Source organism: Sphingomonas sp. BLHR8 (assembly GCF_056821725.1).
This window is the reverse complement of sequence record NZ_JBPDIM010000001.1, coordinates 37,376-56,360: the sequence shown is the minus strand read 5'-3', so window position 1 is coordinate 56,360 and position 18,985 is coordinate 37,376. Positions and strand designations below refer to the sequence as shown.

Sequence of the window (18,985 nt, the reverse complement as noted above, 5' to 3'; positions counted from 1 at the left end):
TGTCAGTAGCAATGGCCGACGAACTCCCCTCGCCGCTTTCGAGCGCGCGCGACCATGCGCATCCGATCCGCGTCGGCGCCGACGCGATCGATTTCATGGGGCACGTCAACAACGCCCATTATTTGAGCTGGGTGCAGGAGGCGGTGCTCGAACATTGGCGGCGGATCGCGCCGCCCGTGGACGTTGCCCGCCACCTGTGGGTCGCGCTGAAGCACGAGATCACCTACCGCCGCCCCGCCTTTCTCGACGACGAGGTGATCGCGACGGTGGTGCTCGACCGCATCGAAGGCGCGCGCGCCTTTTACGACACGGTCATCCGCCGCGGCGAAACGGTGCTGGCCGAAGTGCGCTCGAGCTGGTGCTGCATTTCCGCCGACACGCTGCGTCCGGTGCGAATCGCGCAGGACATCGCCGCGCGCGTTCTGACGCCCGCATCCGACCGGAACAACGCCTGACGGACCGGGGAAGGAAGGGGCGGTTCATCGCCGCCCCTTCCCCGCCGGATCAGAAGTCGATGCGCGCCTGAATGGTGTAGCTGCGGCCGCGCGGGTCGGCGACGCGCGGCTCCCAGCTCGACCCCGCGCCGGTGTTGCTGTCGTAGGTGATAGCGAAGGGCGGGTCGGTGTCGAACAGATTGCGGATGCCAAAGGTCAGCTGCAGCCGATCCTCCACGCGCACGCCCACCGAGAAATTGTAGATGACGTAATCGTCGACGCGCTCGTTGAAGTCGGGCCGGGTGACCGATCCGTTGGCGATGCCGGGCAGCGCCTGGTTGGTGTAACCCGAACGGAAGATCTGCGAGAGCGAGAGGCTGACCGTGTCGTTGGACCAGTTGACCCACGCATTATGCTTCCAGCGCAGGCCGAGGTCGCCGGCGAAGGTGAACAGGCCGATCAGGCTCGGCCCGAACTCGGAATTGGCGGTCAGCCGCTCCCGCTTCTTGAGGAGGTAGCTCCCGTCGAGGCCAAGCCCGATCCGGCCATTGCCGAGCTCGAACCCACCGCGCGCGGCAATCTCCAGCCCCTGCGTCCGCCGGCCGCCGGCGTTGAGCCAGGTGCGATCGAGCGCGGTGACCACCCCACTCGCATCGCGCACGAAGCGGTCGGGGAACAGGTTCGCATTGTCGACCAGCTGCCGTTCGGTAAGGATGGTGATGGCGTCGTCAACGTTGATCATCCACCAGTCGACCGACAGGCTCCAGCCCGCAGCGGGTTCGAACACGACGCCCGCGCTGGCCTGCTCTGCCGTTTCCGGCCGTAGATCGAGCGTGCCGCCGGTGAGCACATTGGGCTGAATGATGGCGCAGGCAGGATTGGCTGCATTCGGGATTCCGCCCGGACAGTTCAGCGGATCGGCCAGGTCACGGCCCGCATACGGGCTTTCGGTGATGCCGTTGAAAACTTGGTTGAAGGTCGGCGCGCGGAAACTGGTATTGTAGCTGCCGCGGAACATCAGTTCCGGGATCGGCCGCCAGCGCGCGGTAACCTTGGGGTTCGTCGTCGTGCCGAAGCCCGTGTAATCGTCGATGCGTCCCGCCAGCGTCAGTTCGAGCGTGTCGGTGATCGGGAACAGCACTTCGGCATAGGCGGCGAGGATGTTGCGGCTCTTCGGCGTCAGCGCGTTCACATTGTCGAACGCGGCGAGGAAGATCACCGGAGCGGTGAGAGCGCCCGCCGGGCTGCCGTTGAATTCATAGGTCTCGCGCCGATAGTCGACCCCGAACGCCGCGCGCACGGCGCCGCCCCAGATATCGAACAGGCTGCCCGACACGCTCGCGTCATATTGCTGCGTCTGGTAGCGGCCGCCGTAAAGCGTCGTGCCCGCAGCAGAGATCGCTGCGAGGCCGGCGAGCGCCGCCGGACTCTGCTCCAGGCTGAACGGGTTGATAAGGCCCGAATTGAGCAGCCCGACGAGCCCGGGAGAGGTCGCCCCCGGCGCGATCGGTGCTGCGGGATCGGGCGCGCCGTTGGCGAGCGTGCCGCGGAAGAAATAGCCCGAGCCGAGCAGCGAACTCGTCTCCGACTGCGCGTAGCTCGCGCCGATGCGATAGTCCCAGCCCGACCACAGTTCGCCGTCGACCCCGCCGGCGACGCGGAACGTCTCGCTGCTCGTCGTATATTCGCGCGGGCCGCAGGCGACGCAGCGCCAGCGATAGCCGATGGGTCGGCCATAGTTTGCGGCGACCGCCGGGAAGGTGCGGACGATCGCGTTATAGACCGCATCATAGGTGGGCGCAGTCAGCGCATTGCGCGGGTAGGCGACGGGCAGGTTGGTCGTGTTGCCGCTGATCTGCGCGTTGGAGAAACGCTTGGCGCTGATCGCGTCCGACCCCGTCACCTCGACATAGGCCTGATGCCCGTCGGCGATGCGGAGCGTCCCGCGCGCATAGTAGGTCAGCGTTTCGATCGGCTGCTGGATCACCGCCGCACGGCCCGTGTCCCACGCGCAGGCATAGGCGGCGCTGGGGTTCGCCCACAGCGCCTCGTCATAGGGCATGCCCCCGTCCATGCTCTCGCAGCCCGCGCCGCCCGGCAAGTCGAGGATGTTGATCCCGCCATTGGCAAGCGTGGTCGTGCCCGGAATGAACAGATTGCTGAGCCGGTTGGCCGCGGTCGTTCCGCCGAGCAGCGTCCCTTGTGCGAAATAAAGCGCGTTGGGGCTCAGCGGGAACGCGGTGGCGATCGGCGTGCCGCGCGTGTCGATCGACAGCCCGCGGTTGGGCTGGTTGCCGTTGACGAAGTCGCGCTGATCGCCGCGCAGCGCCTCGTTCCAGCGGTAGGCAATGGCGCCCATCACGTTCCAGCCCTGACGGTCGAGATCGCCGAAGCCGCCGATGGTCGAAATGCGATAGATGTTGCCGCCGCCTTGTTCGGTCACGTCGGCAAAGGCTTCGACCCCGATCCCCTGATAGTCGGTGCGGGTGATGTAGTTGATCACCCCGCCCACGGCGTCGGTGCCATAGATCGCCGAAGCGCCGTCCTTCAGCACTTCGATCCGCTCGATCGCGGCGAAGGGAATCTGGTTGACGTCGACCGCGCTGCCGGTGAGCCCGTGCGCCGCGACGCGCCGCCCATTAAGCAGGATCAGCGTCGCCCCCGGCCCCTGCCCGCGCAGGTTTGCAGCGGAGAGGCCGTTGGTGCCGCGCTGCGCCCCGCTCGTCACGTCGGCGTTGGAGGCGAGATTGTCCGCACCCGAACCGTTGGTCGAGAGGTACTGGACGAACTGTTCAGGGCTCGAAATCCCCTCGCGGACGAGATCGGCCTGCGTCACCACCTGCAGCGGCACCGCGATGTCGTTGGGATCGCGCCGGATGCGCGAGCCGGTCACCAGGATGTCGCCCGACTCCACCGCCGGCTGGTCCGTGCGGACACCTGACTGGACGGTCGGGTCGCCTTGCGGGGCGCTGGCCGGATCGGCTTCACCCTGAACATTGCCGGCCTGTGCATAGGCCGGAGCGGCCGCCAGTGCCGCAAGCGCCGCGCCTCCGAAAAGCGCTGCGCGGATCGTCGCCCGTGCCATCATGATGTGATCCTCCCCCGAGGGCGACGCATTTTCGCGCGCCGTCATGGAGATGACATAAACACCCCGGGCGTTTTCGCGAAAGAGCTTTGTTGCCGGTCCCCGCAACGGCAGCCACGAACGCTTGAGCTTGGCCCCGCGACGGCGCAAAAGCGGGAACCATGACCGTCATGACTTTCGCCGACCCGCACCCCGCCCATCACGCCGCAACGGCCACCGCCGACGTCATCATCTCCGGGGGCGGGCTGATCGGGCAGACGCTCGCGCTGGCGCTGGCGGCGCATGAGCTGTCCAGCATCGTCATCGACCCCGCCCCGCCTGCATTGCAGCAGGGCATCGGCTTCGACGGTCGCGCCTCCGCCATCGCTTCGGCCAGCTGGCGGATGCTGAAGGCGATCGGGCTCGCCGACGACCTCCGCCCAAACGCCTGCGCGATCGACCGCATCTGGGTCAGCGATCAGCTCGAGCCCGGCGAACTGAGCTTCGAACCGAAGAGCGACGACGGCGCCCTTGGCTATATGCTCGAGAATTTTCGACTGCGTGCAAAGCTTGCGGAGGCCGTCGCCGCCGAACCGCGCATCGACCTGCGCGCGCCCAACCGCCGCACCGCGATGGAGCGCGACGCGCACGGCGTGACGCTGACGCTGAGCGACGGCGCCCGCGTGCGCGCGCCGCTGCTGATCGTGGCGGAGGGGCGCCGCTCCCCCACGCGCGAAGAGCTGGGCATCGGCGCTGCGCGCTGGGGCTATCATCACGAAGCGATCGTCGGCGCCATCGCGCACGAACTGCCGCACGAGGGCACCGCCTACGAAATCTTCTACCCCGCGGGTCCATTCGCTTTGCTGCCCCTCAACGATCTCGCCGAGGGCGAGGCTCCTTATCGCCATCGCTGCGCGTTCGTTTGGTCGATGCGCGAGGGGGACGCCGCCGCATACCTCAAGCTCGGCAAGCGCGGTTTCGCTCACGAGCTGCAGCAGCGCATGGGCGGGATCTTCGGCGACATTGCGGAGATCGCGCCACGGTCGATGTATCCGCTGTCGTTCCACCATGCCGGGCGAATGATCGACGACCGAGTCGTGCTGGTCGGCGACGCCGCGCACGGCATCCACCCCATCGCCGGGCAGGGCTTCAACCTCGGCCTGCGCGACGTCGCGACGCTGGTGGAGGTGCTGGTCGAGGGCGACCGGCTGGGACTCGACCTCGGCGACGCGCAGCTTTTGAAGCGCTACGACCGCTGGCGCGGGATCGACGCGCTGTCGGTGTCGGCGGCGACCGATACGCTGACGCGGCTGTTCGGCGTCCCGGGCCGCGCCGCCAGCGCCGTGCGACGTTTCGGCCTCGGCCTCGTCCAGCGCAGCGACATGGCGCGCCGCTTCTTCATGCAGGAAGCGCGCGGCGAGTTGGGTGACCTCCCCAAACTACTGCAAGGCCTGCGCGTCTGACGCGCTTCATTGCAGCGGGGTCTCGTCCTCGCCGGGGCGCGGCCGGCTGACGGCGAAGCGCATCAGCTGCATGATCAGGTCGGCGCGCGACTGGAGGTCGGGTGCTTCGAGCAGCGCCTGTTTCGCGGCCGGGTCGAACGGCGCGATCTGCGCCATCGCGTTGACCAGCGTCGCGTCGTCGAGTTCCTCCACCCCGCCCCAATCGACGGTATAGCCGAGCCAGCGCGCAAACTCCTTGGCCTCGTCGAGCAGCGCCACGCGCAGGATCGACGGGATCGCCTCGATCTCCGGCACCGCCATGAGCCGCACTTCCGCCTGACGAAACGCGGTCGCGGTATCCAGCTCGCGCACCAGCCGGAACAGACCGATGCCTTCGACGATCAGGTTGAAGCGCCCGTCCTCCAGCGCCTGCACCTCGACGATCCGCCCCAGCCCGCCGACCCCGTAGAGCGCGGGTGGCGGCGCGCCCTTCACCTCCGGCTCGCGCGGCTGGATCAGCGCGATGCGCCGGTCGCGCGCGAGCGCGTCGCTGACGAGCGCGCGATAGCGCGGCTCGAAGATATGCAGCGGCAGCTGCAGCCCCGGAAACAGCAGCGCCCCCGGCAACGGAAACAGCGACACGCGCGTCTTGGCGGGGGGCGGATCGCCCGCCATCAGCCGAACAGGATGTCCGACAAGCGCCGCCGCGTCGTGCGCGCCCACGGATCCTCGAGCCCGACCGCTTCGATCAGCTCGAGCAGTTTCGCGCGCGCGGCGCCGTCGTTCCAGTCACGGTCGGCAGCGACAATGTGCAGCAGCGCATCCGCCGCGCCGTCGCGATTCCCGCTCGCCGCCATCGCGGCGGCGAGATCGTAGCGCGCCTGATAATCGTTTGCGTCCGCAACGACGCGCGCCTCGAGCTCCGCCAGCGCGCCTGGCGGCGGGGCGTTGCGGGCGAGCGCGAGCGCCGAGCGCACCTGCGCCACCGCGGGGTCCTTCGCGCCCTCCTCGTCCAGCCCGGCGATCGCCGCCTCCGCCGCGTCGAGCTCACCGAGCGCCACCCGCGCCCGCGCGAGGCCGGCAAAGGCGGCGGCGCTGTGCGGTGCGATCTCGGTGATTTGGGCGAAGATGCTCGCCGCGCGCTCGGCATCGCCCGACCTCAGCACCTCCTCGCCCATCGCCAGCAGCGGCTCGACCTCATGCTCGGCGCGCGCGTCATCGCCCTCGATCGGCAGCTGGCGCAGGATCTGGTCGAGCATCGATTTGAGCGCACTTTCAGTACGTGCGGGGGTCAGGTCGGCGACCGGCTGGCCCTGGAACATGGCATAGACGGTGGGGATCGACTGCACGCGGAACTGCGAGGCGATGAAGCCTTCCTCGTCGACGTTCACCTTGACCAGCTTGACGCCCTTGCCCGTATAATCGGCGGCGACCTTTTCGAGGATCGGCGTCAGCTGTTTGCAGGGGCCGCACCATTCGGCCCAGAAATCGAGGATGACGAGGCTGGTCATCGACGGTTCGACCACCGCCTCGCGGAATTTCTGCACCGCCGCCTGTTCGTCCGCGCTCAAGCCGAGAGTCGCCACCGATTTCGTCCCCTGTCGCTATGTTCGTGTCGCTGATGTCGTGCGCGCCATATGGGGCAGCGGCGGCGCGCTTCCAACCCGCCACCACACCCCGATGCCGCAGCAGGCGCCAGAGACAAACAAACCCCTTGCCCCCCGCCCCGCACCCGGTTAGAGGCGCGCCCTGCCCCGGACGGCCGCGCCAAGCGCACCGTCCCCAGGTCGCCAGAGCGGGCGTAGCTCAGGGGTAGAGCACAACCTTGCCAAGGTTGGGGTCGAGGGTTCGAATCCCTTCGCCCGCTCCAGACGTTCAAGTCACTACAGACTAAGTGGACATGGCATCAACTGCGCGGTGTTGGCGGTGCAGCATGTATGCGTGCGTGCCCAAGAACGCGGCCGCGCACAGCAAGGTCGCTGGAACCTGCCACGCCTCCTGGCCCGGACGCGGAGACATTGCCGCAACGATGGGCATGACGATTGCTCCGAGCGTCGGCATCAGTGCCAGCCCAAGTCGGCGCGGGGCGGTCCAGGTCGGTTGGCCGTGGAGGCCCCACTGCATCGGCAGGCGTTCGAGCGCGCTGAGACGGGGCGCGGCTCGCCACGACATTACGATCAGCGCGGCGACGGTCACTGTGGCGATGGTGAGCGCGATGCTGGTCTGTGTCATGAGCGCATGACATCGCATCGTCATCCCACGCGCAAGCGAAATCGCGCCGCGCTGTTTCCCTTACGTTCCGATCGCGATAACGCGGGTTGGTGAGCCCCGCCCAGCCACTCCCCTACCCTGCGCTGCATGCTTCGCACGCCGGCGTCTGGTTTGCCTCGCCGGATGGGGACACACGCGCCCTTTCGCGGTCGGAGGCGGTGCGGGTGGTGGGGGAGACGCCGGTGATTCTGCTGGCGGCGCCGCTGGTGGGGCAGCGGTTGGGGTATGCGGATATTTCGGGGCTCGACCTCCTCGAGCTGTTCGCTTTCGTCCATCCGGCGGAGTTTGCGGTGCCGACGCCGGCGGGGCTGGCGCGCGCGCTCGGCGTGCATGTTGACGAGGCGGCGGGGGATGGGGGCGTGCCGCGGCTGCTGCTCGCCTGCGCAGCGCGGCTGCTGGCGACGCTCGACGATCCGGATTGGCCCAAGCGCCGCGGCGCCTTCGATGCGGCGAGCGCGCTCGCGCGCATGCGCTGGCCGTGGGCGGCGGCGGTGGGCGCGCGGCTGACCCCGCCGACCAAGCATGAGCGCAGCGTCTTCCTCGCGCTCCCCGAATGGGAGGAGGCGCCACCGCGCCCGCAGCCGCGCCCCGTGCAGGTGCGTGGCGAGAGCGCGGTCGCCCACCTCGCTACGCTGACCGGCGAAGGCGCCGAACCGCGCGAGGGACAGCGCGCGATGGCGGCGGCGGTGGCGGCGACCTACGCCCCACGCCGCACGAAAGGCGCGCCCAACCTGCTGCTCGCCGAAGCGGGGACGGGCATCGGCAAGACGCTCGCCTACCTCGCCCCCGCCGACCTGTGGAGCCGCGCGTCGGGGGGGACGGTGCACATCTCCACCTACACCAAGGCGCTGCAGCGACAGCTCGCGCGCGAGACGCGGCGGCTCTACCCCGGCGAAGGCGAGCATCGCCAGGCGGTCGCGGTGCGCAAGGGGCGCGAAAATTACCTTTGCCTGCTCAACCTGGAGGACGCCGTGCAGGGCGCGTTTCAGGGGCGCGCGGCGGTGCTGGCGCGGCTGGTGGCGCGCTGGGCGATGTACAGCCGCGACGGCGACATGGTCGGCGGCGACCTGCCGGGCTGGCTGCCGACGCTGTTCCGGCGCGCGGGCGCGACCGCGCTCACCGACCGGCGCGGCGAGTGCATCTACGCCGCCTGCCCGCACTGGAAGCGCTGCTTCATCGAACGCTCGGCCCGCTCGGCGGAGCAGGCGAGCATCGTCGTCGCCAACCATGCTCTGACGATGATCAACGCCGCGCGCGGGCGCACCGGCGACCACCCGCCGACGCGGCTGGTGTTCGATGAAGGGCACCACCTGTTCGATGCCGCCGACAGCGTGTTCGCCGTGGCGCTGTCGGGGCAGGAGGGGATCGAGCTTCGCCGCTGGATCGTCGGGCCGGAGGGGCGCAGCCGCGGGCGGCGGCGTGGCCTTTCCGCGCGACTCGCCGACGTCGTGGCGGAGGATGAGGCGGGTGCGGCGGCGATCGACGCGGCGCAGCTGGCGGCGATGGCGCTGCCCGGCGATGGCTGGCTGGCGCGGCTGGTGGAGGGGACGCCTGCAGGGCCGATCGAGGCACTGCTCGCCGCGGTGCGCGCGCAGGTGTTTGTGCGCGATGCGTCGAGCGACCGCCCCGATGGTGATGCAGGCTACGGCTTGGAAGCCGAGCTCGCCGATCCCGACCCGGCGCTGGTCGAGGCGGCGGCGGAGGCGGCGGTGGCGATCGAGGCGCTGATCCGCCCGCTCGACGTGCTGGCCCGGCGACTGGAGGCGCTGGTCGAGGAGGCGCCCGACTGGCTCGATGGCGCGACGCGCGCGCGCATCGACGGGGCGCTGTCGAGCCTTTCCTGGCGGCGCGAAACGCTCTCCGCCTGGCTCGGGCTGGTGGCGCGCGTGGGCGGTCCGGCGGACGAACGCTTCATCGACTGGCTGAGCGTCGACCGCATCGACGGGCGCGAGATCGACGTCGGGCTGCACCGCCGCTGGCTCGACCCGACGCTGCCGCTGGCGGAGACGGTGCTCAGCCCCGCGCATGGCGTGACGGTGGCGTCGGCGACGCTCGCTCTCGGCGACTGGGACCGCGCGGACCGGCGGACGGGGGCGCTCCACCTCCCCGCCCCGCCGCAGCATTTCGCGGCGGAGAGTCCGTTTGACTATGCCAGCCGCGCGGAGGTGCTGATCATCACCGACATCCGCCGTGGCGACCTCGCGGGGCTGGCGCAGGCCTATGCGCGGCTGATCGTCGCCAACGACGGTGGCACGCTCGGGCTTTTTACCGCCATCCGCCGCTTGCGCAGCGTGCATGCGCGGATCGCCGATCATCTCGCGCGGGCGGGGCTGGCACTCTACGCGCAACATGTCGATCCGATCGACGTCGGCACGCTGGTCGACGTATTCCGCGACGACCCGCGCGCGACCCTGCTCGGCACCGATGCGCTGCGCGACGGCGTCGACGTGCCCGGCGATTCGCTGCGGCAGGTGATCATGGAGGGGGTGCCGTGGGTGAAGCCGAGCGTCGTCCACGCCGCACGTCGGCTCGCCAACGGTGGCTCGGCCTATGACGATGAATTGATCCGCACGCGCCTCGCGCAGGCGTTCGGGCGGCTGATCCGCCGCGCCGACGATGCGGGGCGCTTCATCCTGCTGTCGAGCGCGGTTCCGTCGCGGCTGCTCAATGCCTTTCCGCCGGGCACGCCGATCATCCGCTGCACGCTCGACACGGCGATCGCGCGGGTCGAGGCGCGGCCGGTGCGCGGCGGCACCGATACGCCTGACCCCTTCACGGCGCCGGTGCGATCGGGCACAGCCGGCGCATGAAACGCCTCACGCTGCTGCGCCACGCCAAGTCCGACTGGGACGACCCCGTCGCGCGCGATTTCGACCGCCCGCTGAACGGGCGCGGACAGCGCGCGGCGGTGACGGTGGGCAAGCACGCGGCGACGATCGGTCTCGGCATCGACTACATCATCGCCTCCCCCGCGGTGCGGGTGGTGGAGACGCTGGATGCGTTCCTGCCCGCCGCAGGGCTCGACGAAATCGAGCCGCATTGGGACCGGCGCATCTACCTCGCCAGCGGCGCGACGCTGATCGACGTGGCGAGCGAGTTGCCCGACAGCGCCGACCATGCGCTCATGAGCGGGCATAACCCGGGGTTGGAGGACCTGATCCTCGACCTCACGCAGGCCGGCGACCCGCACCGCGCGACGGTCGAGGACAAATATCCGACCGCCGCGTTGGCAACGCTCGTGTTCGCGATCGATCGCTGGTCGGACATGCCAACCACGAAAGCGACAATCGAACGGCTGATCCTCCCACGCGAGCTTGACCCCGCGCTCGGCCCCGACGCGCGCTAGGTCGAGTTGGCTTCGACCAGCTCGTAGATCGCATTGCTGGCATCCTCGACCGCGTCCACCGCCACGTCGCGCGGCGCCAGGATGCGGTCGTTGCTGACGCGGGCGTTGTCGGCGGGCTTGAGTTTGGCACCCGGACGCGCGGTCAGCGCAATCGCTGCCGGGCCCGACCTGGATGCGCAGGCTTTTCTCGCCAAACAGCTGCCCGAGTTCGAGGTGCTGACGGTGCACGGCAAGATGGTCAGTGCCGAAGCAGACGAGGCGCTCATCCGCTTCGCCCGGGGCGAGGGGCAGGTGCTGCTGGCGACGAGCATTATCGAAACGGGGCTCGACGTGCCGCGCGCCAACACGATGATCATCGCCGGCTGCGATCGCTTTGGCGTCGGTCAGCTGCATCAGCTGCGCGGCCGCGTCGGTCGTTCGTCGCGGCGTGGCCATGTGCTGATCCTGAGCGCGCCGGGTGCCACGCTTAACGACAAGACGCGCGCACGGCTCAACCAGCTGGTGGCGCAGTCGGCGCTGGGGGCGGGCTTCGCGGTCGCAGCCAACGACCTCGACATGCGCGGTGCGGGCGATCTCACCAGCGACGATCAGTCGGGGCACCTCAAGCTGATCGGGCTCGAGCTCTACCAGCATTTGCTCACCGAAACGCTGCGGCACCTCAACGGGGAGGCGGAGCGCCCGCCGCTGCCGCGCATCGACTGCGGCGGCGATGCGCTGTTTCCGGCGGACTGGATCGTGGACGGCGAAGCGCGCATTGCCGCCTACGTCCGGCTGGCGCGGATCGCCGAGCCGGGCGATCTCGACGAGTTCGCCGATGAACTGGAGGACCGCTACGGCGTGCTGCCGCCGGACTGGCCCCGGCGAGCGTGTTCGCGCAGCGGCGCAGCGCGCACCGCCTCTTCGTCCCAATCGCCGAGCGCGGTCTGGATGGGGACGCGGCGCGCAGGCGGGGTGATGAGCAAGGACAGGCTGTTGAGGCCGACCAGCGCGGACTGCAACGTGCGCGGGATCGGCGTCGCGCTGAGGCGCAGGACGTGACCCTCGCTCAACCCCTCGAGCTTGGCCTTCTGCGCCGCGCCAAAGCGCTGCTCCTCGTCGATAATGACGACCGCGAGATCCTGAAACACGGTCGATTTGGCGGCGATGGCGCTGGTGCCGACAACGATCCTGGCGCTGCCATCGGCGAGCGCGGCGCGGGCGGCCTTTTGCTCGGCAGCGCTGCTGGCGCGCGACAGCGACACGACCTTGATCCCGACGCGCTTGAAGCGGCGGGTGAACTCCTCGAAATGCTGGCGCGCGAGCAGCGTGGTCGGCGCGACCAGCGCCACCTGCCGTCCCGCCAGCGCGGCAATCGCCGCCGCGCGCTGCGCAACCTCGGTCTTGCCGAAGCCGACGTCGCCGATGACCAATCGGTCCATCAGCTTCCCCGCGGCGAGATCCGCGCGCACCGCCTCGAACGCGCGGCGCTGATCGGCGATCTCCGAATAGGGAAAGCCGTCGACGAACCGCTCATAAGCGGCGGCGTCGGCGACCAACTCGGGCGCAGTCGCTTCGCCCGCTCCTTGGCAAGCTTGCGCAGGTGCCGCGCCGTTTCGACGATCGACGCGTCGATCTCGGCGCGGCGCTTTTCCCAGCTCTTGCCGTCGAGCGTGTCGCGTTTGACCGCCTCGCCCTCGCCCCGTACCGCCACAGCTTGCCCGCTTCGATGACCGGCACCTGCCGCATCGCGCCCTTGGCATATTCGACGGTGATCGTTTCGCTCGCCCCGCCATCGGGCGCGTCGAAGGGCGCGAGGCCGCGCAGAACGCCGACGCCGTAGCGGCCGTGCACCACCGCGTCGCCCAGCCGCAGCGTGACCGCGAGCGGGTCGGTCCCGGCGACGCTCGCCAGCACATGCTCCCCCTCCGCGCGCGAGCCCAGCAGATCGGCTGCGGCAAGCAGGGTCACGTCGTCGCCCACCGCGCCGCCGTCGAGCGGCAGGGTGGTGAGCGCAAGCGGCGCGTCCGCCTGCATCGCTTCGTCGAGCGCGTCGAACCGTGGCGGCTCCGGCGTCTTTAGCGCTTTCGCAGACGGCGAGCGAAGAAGCGGGTGTCGCGCTCCGACCCTGCGACAATCACGCGCCGCCCCGCGTCGGCCTCGGCGCACAGGAAGTCGCGGAACAGCGCGGTCGCGCGGCGCTTTACGGCAAAGGTCGGGGTGGCTGCACGCTCGGCGATGGTGTCGTTCGCGACCGCGCAACCTTCCTCGGCAGACCAGTCGTCGGCGTCAACCACCGGCATGCGGTCGCTGCCGCCAAGCTCGTCCTGAAGCACCAGCTGGCGCGCGCGCTTTCGCAAACGCCGGGTCGACCAGCCACAGCGCTCCCGGAATGTGCTGCGGCAGCGGAACCGCGTCCGCGCCAAGCGGCGGTTCAGCGGCGATACCGAACGCCGCGCGCTCAACCTCCTCGCTGCTCGCTTGGGTCAGCGCGTCATAGTGGCGGATTGAGCGCACCGCGCCAAATTCGACCTCAACTCGCACCGGTACCGCACTGTCGACCGGGAAAATGTCGAGGACGACCCCCGCTTCCCCGACCTCCCCCGGCTCGTCGATCCGTTCATCAGCGCGGTAGCCGAGCGTAATCAACTGCTCGCGAAATGCCGCGAGGTCGACGTCCTGCCCGCGCCGGAGCACGGGCGGTTCGGATTTGAATGCGCTGGGCGCGGGGTAAAGCGGAACCGTTGCCTCCGCTCCGACGATGAGCAGCGGCGCCTCTCCGCGCGAGAGGGATGCACCGACCCCATGCAGCGCGGCGGCGCGTTGCCCCATGTTGGCGGCAGACGCGGAGATCGCATCACCGGGCAGCGCGTCGGTCGCCGGGCAACACCGGCGTGTTGGGAAAGGCCTGTCCCGCCAGCAGTGCCAGCCGCTCCGCACCGTGGTCGGACCCAAGCAGAACGAGGATAGGCCGCGACCCGACATGCGACGCGAGCGAAAGCAGGGCATCGGCCATGCGGATCATGGGCAATATCTGTCCTGGAAAGGAAGCGCCGAGCAGAGCGCTCGGGTGAGGCCGATAAGCCGTGACGACGCGATGCGGTTCCGCGTTCTAAGTCATCAACCCGACAAGAAAATTCTTTACGGCCTCCGAGCGCGAGTCGCGGTCAGACGTCCGCCTCACTCGCGACGAGCGCCGCGGCGAGCCGATCGCGGAGGTGCGCGATCGCCGCGCGGTCGATGGAGGGTGGCGTTCCATCTGTTTCGATCGTCGCCGCGACCATGTCCGCCGTCGGCGGCGTGGGCTCGCCCCGCCCGGCCGTGCGGGAACCGACGGCGCGCGCCGCCCCGTCGAGCGTGTAGCGCTCCTCCCGCACCAGCCGCTGCAATCGTTCGATCAGAGCGACGTCTTCGGGCCGATAGTAGCGCCGTGCACCAGCACGCCGCAGCGGCCGAAGCGCGGGCACATGCCGTTCCCAATAGCGGAGGATATGGGGCGCGACGCCGGTGCGCCGGGTTACCTCGCCGATGCTCAGCAGCGCGCCGTCCGCCTTGGCGCGCGGCGCCGTGGGACGCACTGGCCCGCCGTCGACGCCGGGCATAGGCAGTTCGGGCGGCTCCATCAGCCCGTGCGGCGACGCGGCGCTTGTGCGATACGGTCGCGGACCATCTGGCTGGCGCGGAATCCGACCACCCGCCGCGGGGTGACGGGAACGGCCACGCCGGTCTTGGGATTGCGACCCATCCGTTCGCGCTTGTCGCGCAGGGTGAAGGTGCCGAAACCGGTGAGCTTCACCTCTTCGCCAGCGACCAGCGCATCGGCGATGGTGCGCAGCACTTCGTCCACCAGTCTGGCGCTCTCCGCTTGGGGGAGTCCGACACGATCATGCACCGCGCGCGCCAGACCGGCGCGCGTCATCGATCCCGTTTCGCTCACTCACATCCCTTATCGTCCTGCGCCGCGTACACCGTCAGCGCTTGGCACCCATCCCGCGCGCAAAGCTATGGGCGCGCCCCGGCAAAGGCAAGCCGTTCAATAGCGGAGCAGACTCGCGCCCCAGGTGAATCCGCCGCCCATCGCCTCGAGCATGACGAGGTCGCCGCGCGCGATCCGCCCGTCCCGCACCGCCGCGTCGAGCGCAAGCGGCACCGACGCCGCGGAGGTATTGGCGTGACGGTCGACGGTCACCACCACCTGCTCCGGCCGCAGCCCCAGTTTCTTGGCGGTCGCATCGATGATGCGGGCATTGGCCTGGTGCGGGACAACCCAGTCGATCGCCGCAGGCTGGACACCGGCGACCGTGCACACCTCGCCGACGATCGCGTGGAGATTGGTCACCGCATGCCGAAACACCTCGCGCCCGGACATGCGCACATGCCCGACCGTGCCGGTGCTGGAGGGGCCGCCGTCAACATAAAGGAGATCGCCGTGGCGGCCGTCGGCATGCATGCGGGTGGCGAGGATGTCGGATTTCGCGCGCTCCGCCTCAGCTCCCGTTTCATCCTCTTCGACCGTCAACAGCACCGCGCCCGCGCCGTCGCCGAACAGCACGCAGGTGGTCCGATCCTCCCAGTCGAGGATGCGGCTGAAGGTCTCCGCACCGATCACCAGCGCGTTGCGGAACGGGCCGCAGCGCAGCATCGGTTCGGCGACCCCGATCGCGTAGATGAAGCCCGAACAGACGGCGGCGACGTCGAACGCTACCGCATCGCCGACGTTGAGCGCCGCCTGCACCCGTGTCGCGCTGGCGGGAAAGGTCTGGTCCGGAGTCGCCGTCGCCAGGATCAGCAGGTCGACGTCCGCCGCCGCCACGCCCGCCGCGTCGAGCGCAGCGCGCGCCGCTTGCGTGGCGAGCGTGACCGTCGTCTCCCCCTCACCCGCGATATAGCGCTGGCGGATCCCGGTGCGCTCAACGATCCATTCGTCGCTGCTGTCGACCTTCGCCGCGAGTTCGGCATTCGACACGCAGCGCGCCGGAAGCGCGCTGCCGGTGCCCGCGATGCGGATGCGCCGGCGCTGCCCGCGGTCGATCCCGGCCGGGTTCACGCAGCGCTTGGCGCGGTTTCGCGCAGCCGTTCGAGGTCCTGCTGGACGAGCGCGACGATGTCCTGTTCGATCAGGTTGGCGCAGACATGCACCGCGTTGGCGACGCCCTTGTCATTGGCGCTGCCATGGCTTTTCAGCACCACGCCGTTGAGGCCAAGGAAGACCGCCCCGTTGTGATTGTTGGGATCGAGGTGGTAGCGCAGCAGTTCGGTCGCCGGGCGCGAAATCAGAAAGCCGATCTTCGACCGCACCGAACTGGTAAAGGCGCGCTTTAAAAGGTCGGTGACGAAACGCGCGGTGCCCTCCAGCGTCTTCAATGCGATGTTGCCGGAAAAGCCGTCGTGCACGATCACGTCGACCTCCCCGCGCGACAATTTATCGCCTTCGATGAAGCCGGTGAATTCGAACGGCAAGGCGGTGGCGGCGCGCAGCACTTCGGCGGCTTCGCGCACGCTGTCGATGCCCTTCTGCTCTTCGGTGCCGATATTTAGCAGCGCGACGCGCGGGCGTGCCACGCCCAGCGCGGTGCGGGCATAGGCGGCGCCCATCAGCGCGAATTGTTCGAGGTTGGTGGCATCGCACTCCGCATTCGCGCCGAGGTCGAGCATCACCACATCATTGTCGCCAAGCGTCGGGATCAGCGCCGCCAGCGCCGGTCGGTCGATCCCCGGCATCGTCCGCAGCGCGAGCTTGGCCATCGCCATCAGCGCGCCGGTGTTGCCGGCGGAGAGCGCCGCACCGGCATCGCCCCGCTTCACCGCGTCGATCGCGAGCGCCATCGACGAGCCGCGCCCCTTGCGCAAGGCCTGGCTCGGTTTGTCGTCGCCCGACACGACGAGGTCGGTGTGCGCGATGTCGGACGCCGAACGCAGCGCGGGATGCGCGGCGAGCGCCGCGCCGATCGCCGACTCGTCACCAGCAAACAGGAAACGCAGCGACGGGTGACGCTCATGCGCCAGCGCCGCGCCGGCGATCATCACCGGCGCGCCGACGTCGCCGCCCATGGCGTCGATCGCAATGCGCTGCTTCATGCCTGCACGCCTTCGATCATGGCGCGCAGCCCGGCGAGATCAGGCTCGCTCCGCCAAAACCTCACGGCCGTTGTAGTGGCCGCAGTGGTTGCAGAGGTGGTGCGGACGCTTGAGATCGCCGCAGTTCGGGCATTCCTGATGCGCTTCGACCTGCAGCGCATCGTGGCTGCGGCGCATGCCACGACGGGACGGAGTGGTCTTTCGCTTGGGGACGGCCATCGTATCACCTGATCTTCTTGTGTCGGAGGGTCGAACCCCGTCAAGGCTCCCCCGACCCACATGCCACAACGGACAAGCGGCGTCCGCCCAGCATGGGCAGCCGCTTCACCGGGGCATATCCGGACAAGAGAGACGGGCCGACGGTCGACCGATCGCCGCAGCCCATAGCGATTTTGACGATTCGATCAAGTCGCCGCCGCCTCGCTGTCGCCCCCTTCCCCGCCGCACCGGACCCGGGCAAGGTGACGCCCACGAACAACACCGGGGGGACCACGCCGATGACACCGCTGATACCGACCATAGCCCTGACGCTTGCCGCGGCCTGCGTGCTGGTCAATCTCTGGCTGGCGATGCGCATCGGGCGGCTGCGCATGACGAACCGCGTCAGCCATGGCGATGGCGGCCATCCGCTGCTGGCGAGACGCATGCGTGCGCAGCTCAACTTTGCCGAGAACGTCCCTCTGCTGGTCGTGCTGGTGGCGTTGCTCGAGGTCAGCGGCGTGAACCGCAGCTGGCTGGCGGCGCTCGCCGCGACGCTCGTGCTGGCGCGCATCGCCCACGGTTTCGGCATGGATGCCGACACGGGCAGCAAAGCGCGAATGCTGGGCGTGGTCGCCACGATGCTCGTCGCGCTGGCGCTGGTGGTGCTGGGGGTGCTTGCCGCCTACGGTGTCATCCCGCTCGGCAGCGCACGCGGCTAGGCGAACAGCGCGTCCGCCACGAACGGATTGGAGCGCCGCTCGCGTCCGAAATCGGACATCGGCCCATGCCCCGGAACGAACCGCGTCGCATCGCCCAGCGGCCACAGCTTGGTGCGGATGGCGGCAATCAGCGCGTCGTGATCGCCCAGCGGAAAGTCGGTCCGCCCGATCGATCCCTGAAACAGGACATCGCCGACCAGCGCCAGTTGCGACGGCGGGTGGTGAAATACGACGTGGCCGGGCGTGTGCCCCGGACAGTGCCACACATCGAGTACCAGATCGCCGACAGTCACCGGGTCGCCCTCGACCAACCAGCGATCGGGCTCGAACCCCGTCGCGGCGATGCCGTAGCTGCGTCCATCCTCCTCCAGCCGCGCGATCCAGAAACGGTCCGCCTCGTGCGGCCCTTCGATCGGCACCCCGAGTTCCTTCGCCAGCGTGCCCGCCTCTCCGCAATGATCGATATGGCCGTGAGTGAGCAGGATCTTCTCGATCGAGACACCGGTCCTGGTGATGGCGTCGCGCAGCCGCGGGAGATCACCGCCAGGGTCCACCAACGCACCGCGCATGGTCCAAGTGCACCAGATCAGCGAGCAGTTCTGCTGCAGCGGCGTGACCGGGATGACCGCGACCCGCATCGGCGGCTGTGCGGCAGGCGGCGCGGGCTGGGAAGGCTGGGTCATGGTCATGCTGTGCCGCGCCCGGCGCCCTCGGACAAGTCAGCGCAGGATCATCTCGTCGCCGCGGATCGTGACTTCGTTGAGCCTGCGCAGGAAACTCTGCCCCAGCAGCGGGATCGGCAGACTATCGCCCTCGACCACCGCTGCGCTCACGCGCTGCAGCCGCACGCTGCCGATCGCCACGCTGTCGAGCGTCACCGGCGCCACGCGCACCGTCCCCGACACGGTCTGCGCGAGGCCGGTGAACGCGCGCGGCAACGGCGTGATGCCGAGCTTCCGCGCGGTTGCGATGTCGATCACAACGACGCTCGCACCCGTGTCGACCAGCATCGGCATGGCCTGGCCGTTGACCTGAACCTGCGTGCGGAAGTGGCCGGAACGATCCCGGCGCAAGCGGGCACCGTCGCCGGTCGCGGTCGCCATCGGCTCGCTCGCGGCCGGTTGCGGCAGGCGAAGCGCTATGCCGCCGTCGGCGCGCACGGTTTCCACCGCCTTGCTTGGCCCGCCCTCCAGCACATGGGGCGCGAACATCGCCAGGAAGGCGACAACGCCGAATAGCAGGATGGCGAGACGGACCATCAGGCGTATGTAGCGAACGCACGTGCGACGACAACGCGACCAGGCACTTTTCAAACGAAACCAAATCGCCTACCCGCCCGCCGCGTCTGCTGGGGCGTAGCCAAGCGGTAAGGCACCGGTTTTTGGTACCGGCATGCGCAGGTTCGAATCCTGCCGCCCCAGCCAAGCCCCAGACGAACCTCGGCAAAACAATGG

At 69.3% G+C, this 18,985-nt stretch carries 21 protein-coding genes, 2 tRNA genes and 1 pseudogene; 8 read left to right on the top strand and 16 right to left on the bottom strand.

Annotation, left to right across the window (positions count from 1 at the left end):
- The first annotated feature begins 11 nt into the window (after positions 1–11).
- The gene (locus ACRYJK_RS00300) at positions 12–455 is read left to right on the top strand and encodes an acyl-CoA thioesterase (protein ID WP_482665605.1); all 444 of its coding nucleotides are present in this window, start codon (positions 12–14) and stop codon (positions 453–455) included.
- Positions 456–504: 49 nt separating this feature from the next.
- On the opposite strand, the gene ACRYJK_RS00295 is transcribed toward ACRYJK_RS00300, so the two are convergent.
- Entirely contained in the window at positions 505–3,567 is a 3,063-nt protein-coding gene (locus ACRYJK_RS00295) for a TonB-dependent receptor domain-containing protein (RefSeq protein WP_482665604.1), read from the bottom strand.
- 113 nt (positions 3,568–3,680) lie between these two features.
- Between ACRYJK_RS00295 and ACRYJK_RS00290 the strand changes: the two genes are divergently transcribed.
- Positions 3,681–4,961: an FAD-dependent monooxygenase gene (locus tag ACRYJK_RS00290; RefSeq protein WP_482665603.1), complete on the top strand. Its 1,281-nt coding sequence runs from the start codon at positions 3,681–3,683 to the stop codon at positions 4,959–4,961.
- A gap of 6 nt (positions 4,962–4,967) precedes the next feature.
- On the opposite strand, the gene ACRYJK_RS00285 is transcribed toward ACRYJK_RS00290, so the two are convergent.
- A complete protein-coding gene (locus ACRYJK_RS00285; protein WP_482665602.1) occupies positions 4,968–5,615 on the bottom strand; it encodes an LON peptidase substrate-binding domain-containing protein in 648 nt (215 codons plus the stop codon).
- Positions 5,615–6,526 (bottom strand): tetratricopeptide repeat protein, encoded by a 912-nt coding sequence (locus ACRYJK_RS00280; RefSeq protein WP_482665601.1) that lies wholly within the window; start codon positions 6,524–6,526, stop codon positions 5,615–5,617. The genes ACRYJK_RS00285 and ACRYJK_RS00280 overlap by 1 nt, the downstream gene beginning before the upstream one ends.
- A gap of 209 nt (positions 6,527–6,735) precedes the next feature.
- Here ACRYJK_RS00280 and ACRYJK_RS00275 point away from each other — a divergent pair.
- A tRNA-Gly gene (locus ACRYJK_RS00275) sits at positions 6,736–6,810 on the top strand.
- 20 nt (positions 6,811–6,830) lie between these two features.
- On the opposite strand, the gene ACRYJK_RS00270 is transcribed toward ACRYJK_RS00275, so the two are convergent.
- A complete protein-coding gene (locus ACRYJK_RS00270) occupies positions 6,831–7,172 on the bottom strand; it encodes a hypothetical protein (RefSeq protein ID WP_482665600.1) in 342 nt (113 codons plus the stop codon).
- 89 nt (positions 7,173–7,261) lie between these two features.
- Between ACRYJK_RS00270 and ACRYJK_RS00265 the strand changes: the two genes are divergently transcribed.
- The 3 genes from ACRYJK_RS00265 to ACRYJK_RS00255 all read left to right on the top strand — a co-directional run bounded on the left by ACRYJK_RS00265 (position 7,262) and on the right by ACRYJK_RS00255 (position 11,595).
- The gene (locus tag ACRYJK_RS00265; protein WP_482665599.1) at positions 7,262–10,021 is read left to right on the top strand and encodes an ATP-dependent DNA helicase; all 2,760 of its coding nucleotides are present in this window, start codon (positions 7,262–7,264) and stop codon (positions 10,019–10,021) included.
- The gene (locus ACRYJK_RS00260) at positions 10,018–10,557 is read left to right on the top strand and encodes a SixA phosphatase family protein (protein ID WP_482665598.1); all 540 of its coding nucleotides are present in this window, start codon (positions 10,018–10,020) and stop codon (positions 10,555–10,557) included. Before ACRYJK_RS00265 ends, ACRYJK_RS00260 begins: the two co-directional genes overlap by 4 nt.
- Before the next feature lie 81 nt (positions 10,558–10,638).
- Positions 10,639–11,595: a helicase-related protein gene (locus ACRYJK_RS00255; protein ID WP_482665597.1), complete on the top strand. Its 957-nt coding sequence runs from the start codon at positions 10,639–10,641 to the stop codon at positions 11,593–11,595.
- Between the two features lie 14 nt (positions 11,596–11,609).
- Here the strand turns inward: ACRYJK_RS00255 and ACRYJK_RS00250 are convergent.
- The 10 genes and pseudogenes from ACRYJK_RS00250 to rpmF form a co-directional block, all read right to left on the bottom strand.
- Positions 11,610–11,975, bottom strand: a pseudogene (locus tag ACRYJK_RS00250) (DEAD/DEAH box helicase); the annotation flags it as partial.
- Between the two features lie 91 nt (positions 11,976–12,066).
- Positions 12,067–12,570: a CarD family transcriptional regulator gene (locus ACRYJK_RS00245; protein WP_482665596.1), complete on the bottom strand. Its 504-nt coding sequence runs from the start codon at positions 12,568–12,570 to the stop codon at positions 12,067–12,069.
- Positions 12,571–12,611: 41 nt separating this feature from the next.
- On the bottom strand, positions 12,612–12,869 hold the full coding sequence (locus ACRYJK_RS00240) for a hypothetical protein (protein ID WP_482665595.1): 258 nt from the start codon (positions 12,867–12,869) through the stop codon (positions 12,612–12,614).
- On the bottom strand, positions 12,823–13,365 hold the full coding sequence (locus ACRYJK_RS00235; RefSeq protein ID WP_482665594.1) for a hypothetical protein: 543 nt from the start codon (positions 13,363–13,365) through the stop codon (positions 12,823–12,825). Before ACRYJK_RS00235 ends, ACRYJK_RS00240 begins: the two co-directional genes overlap by 47 nt.
- Positions 13,366–13,390: 25 nt before the next feature.
- Positions 13,391–13,558 (bottom strand): hypothetical protein, encoded by a 168-nt coding sequence (locus ACRYJK_RS00230; RefSeq protein WP_482665593.1) that lies wholly within the window; start codon positions 13,556–13,558, stop codon positions 13,391–13,393.
- 142 nt (positions 13,559–13,700) lie between these two features.
- Positions 13,701–14,156 carry a MerR family transcriptional regulator gene (locus ACRYJK_RS00225; RefSeq protein WP_482665592.1) on the bottom strand — a complete coding sequence of 152 codons (456 nt, stop codon included), beginning with the start codon at positions 14,154–14,156 and terminating at the stop codon, positions 13,701–13,703.
- A complete protein-coding gene (locus ACRYJK_RS00220) occupies positions 14,156–14,452 on the bottom strand; it encodes an integration host factor subunit alpha (RefSeq protein WP_482665591.1) in 297 nt (98 codons plus the stop codon). Before ACRYJK_RS00220 ends, ACRYJK_RS00225 begins: the two co-directional genes overlap by 1 nt.
- 114 nt (positions 14,453–14,566) lie before the next feature.
- A complete protein-coding gene (locus ACRYJK_RS00215) occupies positions 14,567–15,580 on the bottom strand; it encodes a beta-ketoacyl-ACP synthase III (protein ID WP_482665590.1) in 1,014 nt (337 codons plus the stop codon).
- A complete protein-coding gene (plsX, locus tag ACRYJK_RS00210; protein ID WP_482665589.1) occupies positions 15,577–16,611 on the bottom strand; it encodes a phosphate acyltransferase PlsX in 1,035 nt (344 codons plus the stop codon). The genes ACRYJK_RS00215 and plsX overlap by 4 nt, the downstream gene beginning before the upstream one ends.
- Positions 16,612–16,650: 39 nt before the next feature.
- Positions 16,651–16,830, bottom strand: coding sequence for a 50S ribosomal protein L32 (gene rpmF, locus ACRYJK_RS00205; protein ID WP_482665588.1), 180 nt, complete (start codon positions 16,828–16,830; stop codon positions 16,651–16,653).
- Positions 16,831–17,108: 278 nt separating this feature from the next.
- Here rpmF and ACRYJK_RS00200 point away from each other — a divergent pair, with 278 nt between their 5' ends.
- Positions 17,109–17,531 carry an MAPEG family protein gene (locus ACRYJK_RS00200; RefSeq protein ID WP_482665587.1) on the top strand — a complete coding sequence of 141 codons (423 nt, stop codon included), beginning with the start codon at positions 17,109–17,111 and terminating at the stop codon, positions 17,529–17,531.
- On the opposite strand, the gene ACRYJK_RS00195 is transcribed toward ACRYJK_RS00200, so the two are convergent.
- Positions 17,528–18,214 carry an MBL fold metallo-hydrolase gene (locus tag ACRYJK_RS00195; protein WP_482665586.1) on the bottom strand — a complete coding sequence of 229 codons (687 nt, stop codon included), beginning with the start codon at positions 18,212–18,214 and terminating at the stop codon, positions 17,528–17,530. The two genes, ACRYJK_RS00200 and ACRYJK_RS00195, sit on opposite strands and share 4 nt — an antisense overlap.
- Before the next feature lie 36 nt (positions 18,215–18,250).
- Positions 18,251–18,790 carry a retropepsin-like aspartic protease family protein gene (locus ACRYJK_RS00190; RefSeq protein WP_482665585.1) on the bottom strand — a complete coding sequence of 180 codons (540 nt, stop codon included), beginning with the start codon at positions 18,788–18,790 and terminating at the stop codon, positions 18,251–18,253.
- Positions 18,791–18,880: 90 nt separating this feature from the next.
- Here ACRYJK_RS00190 and ACRYJK_RS00185 point away from each other — a divergent pair.
- Positions 18,881–18,955: transfer RNA gene (locus ACRYJK_RS00185), tRNA-Gln, on the top strand.
- Positions 18,956–18,985 lie beyond the last annotated feature (30 nt).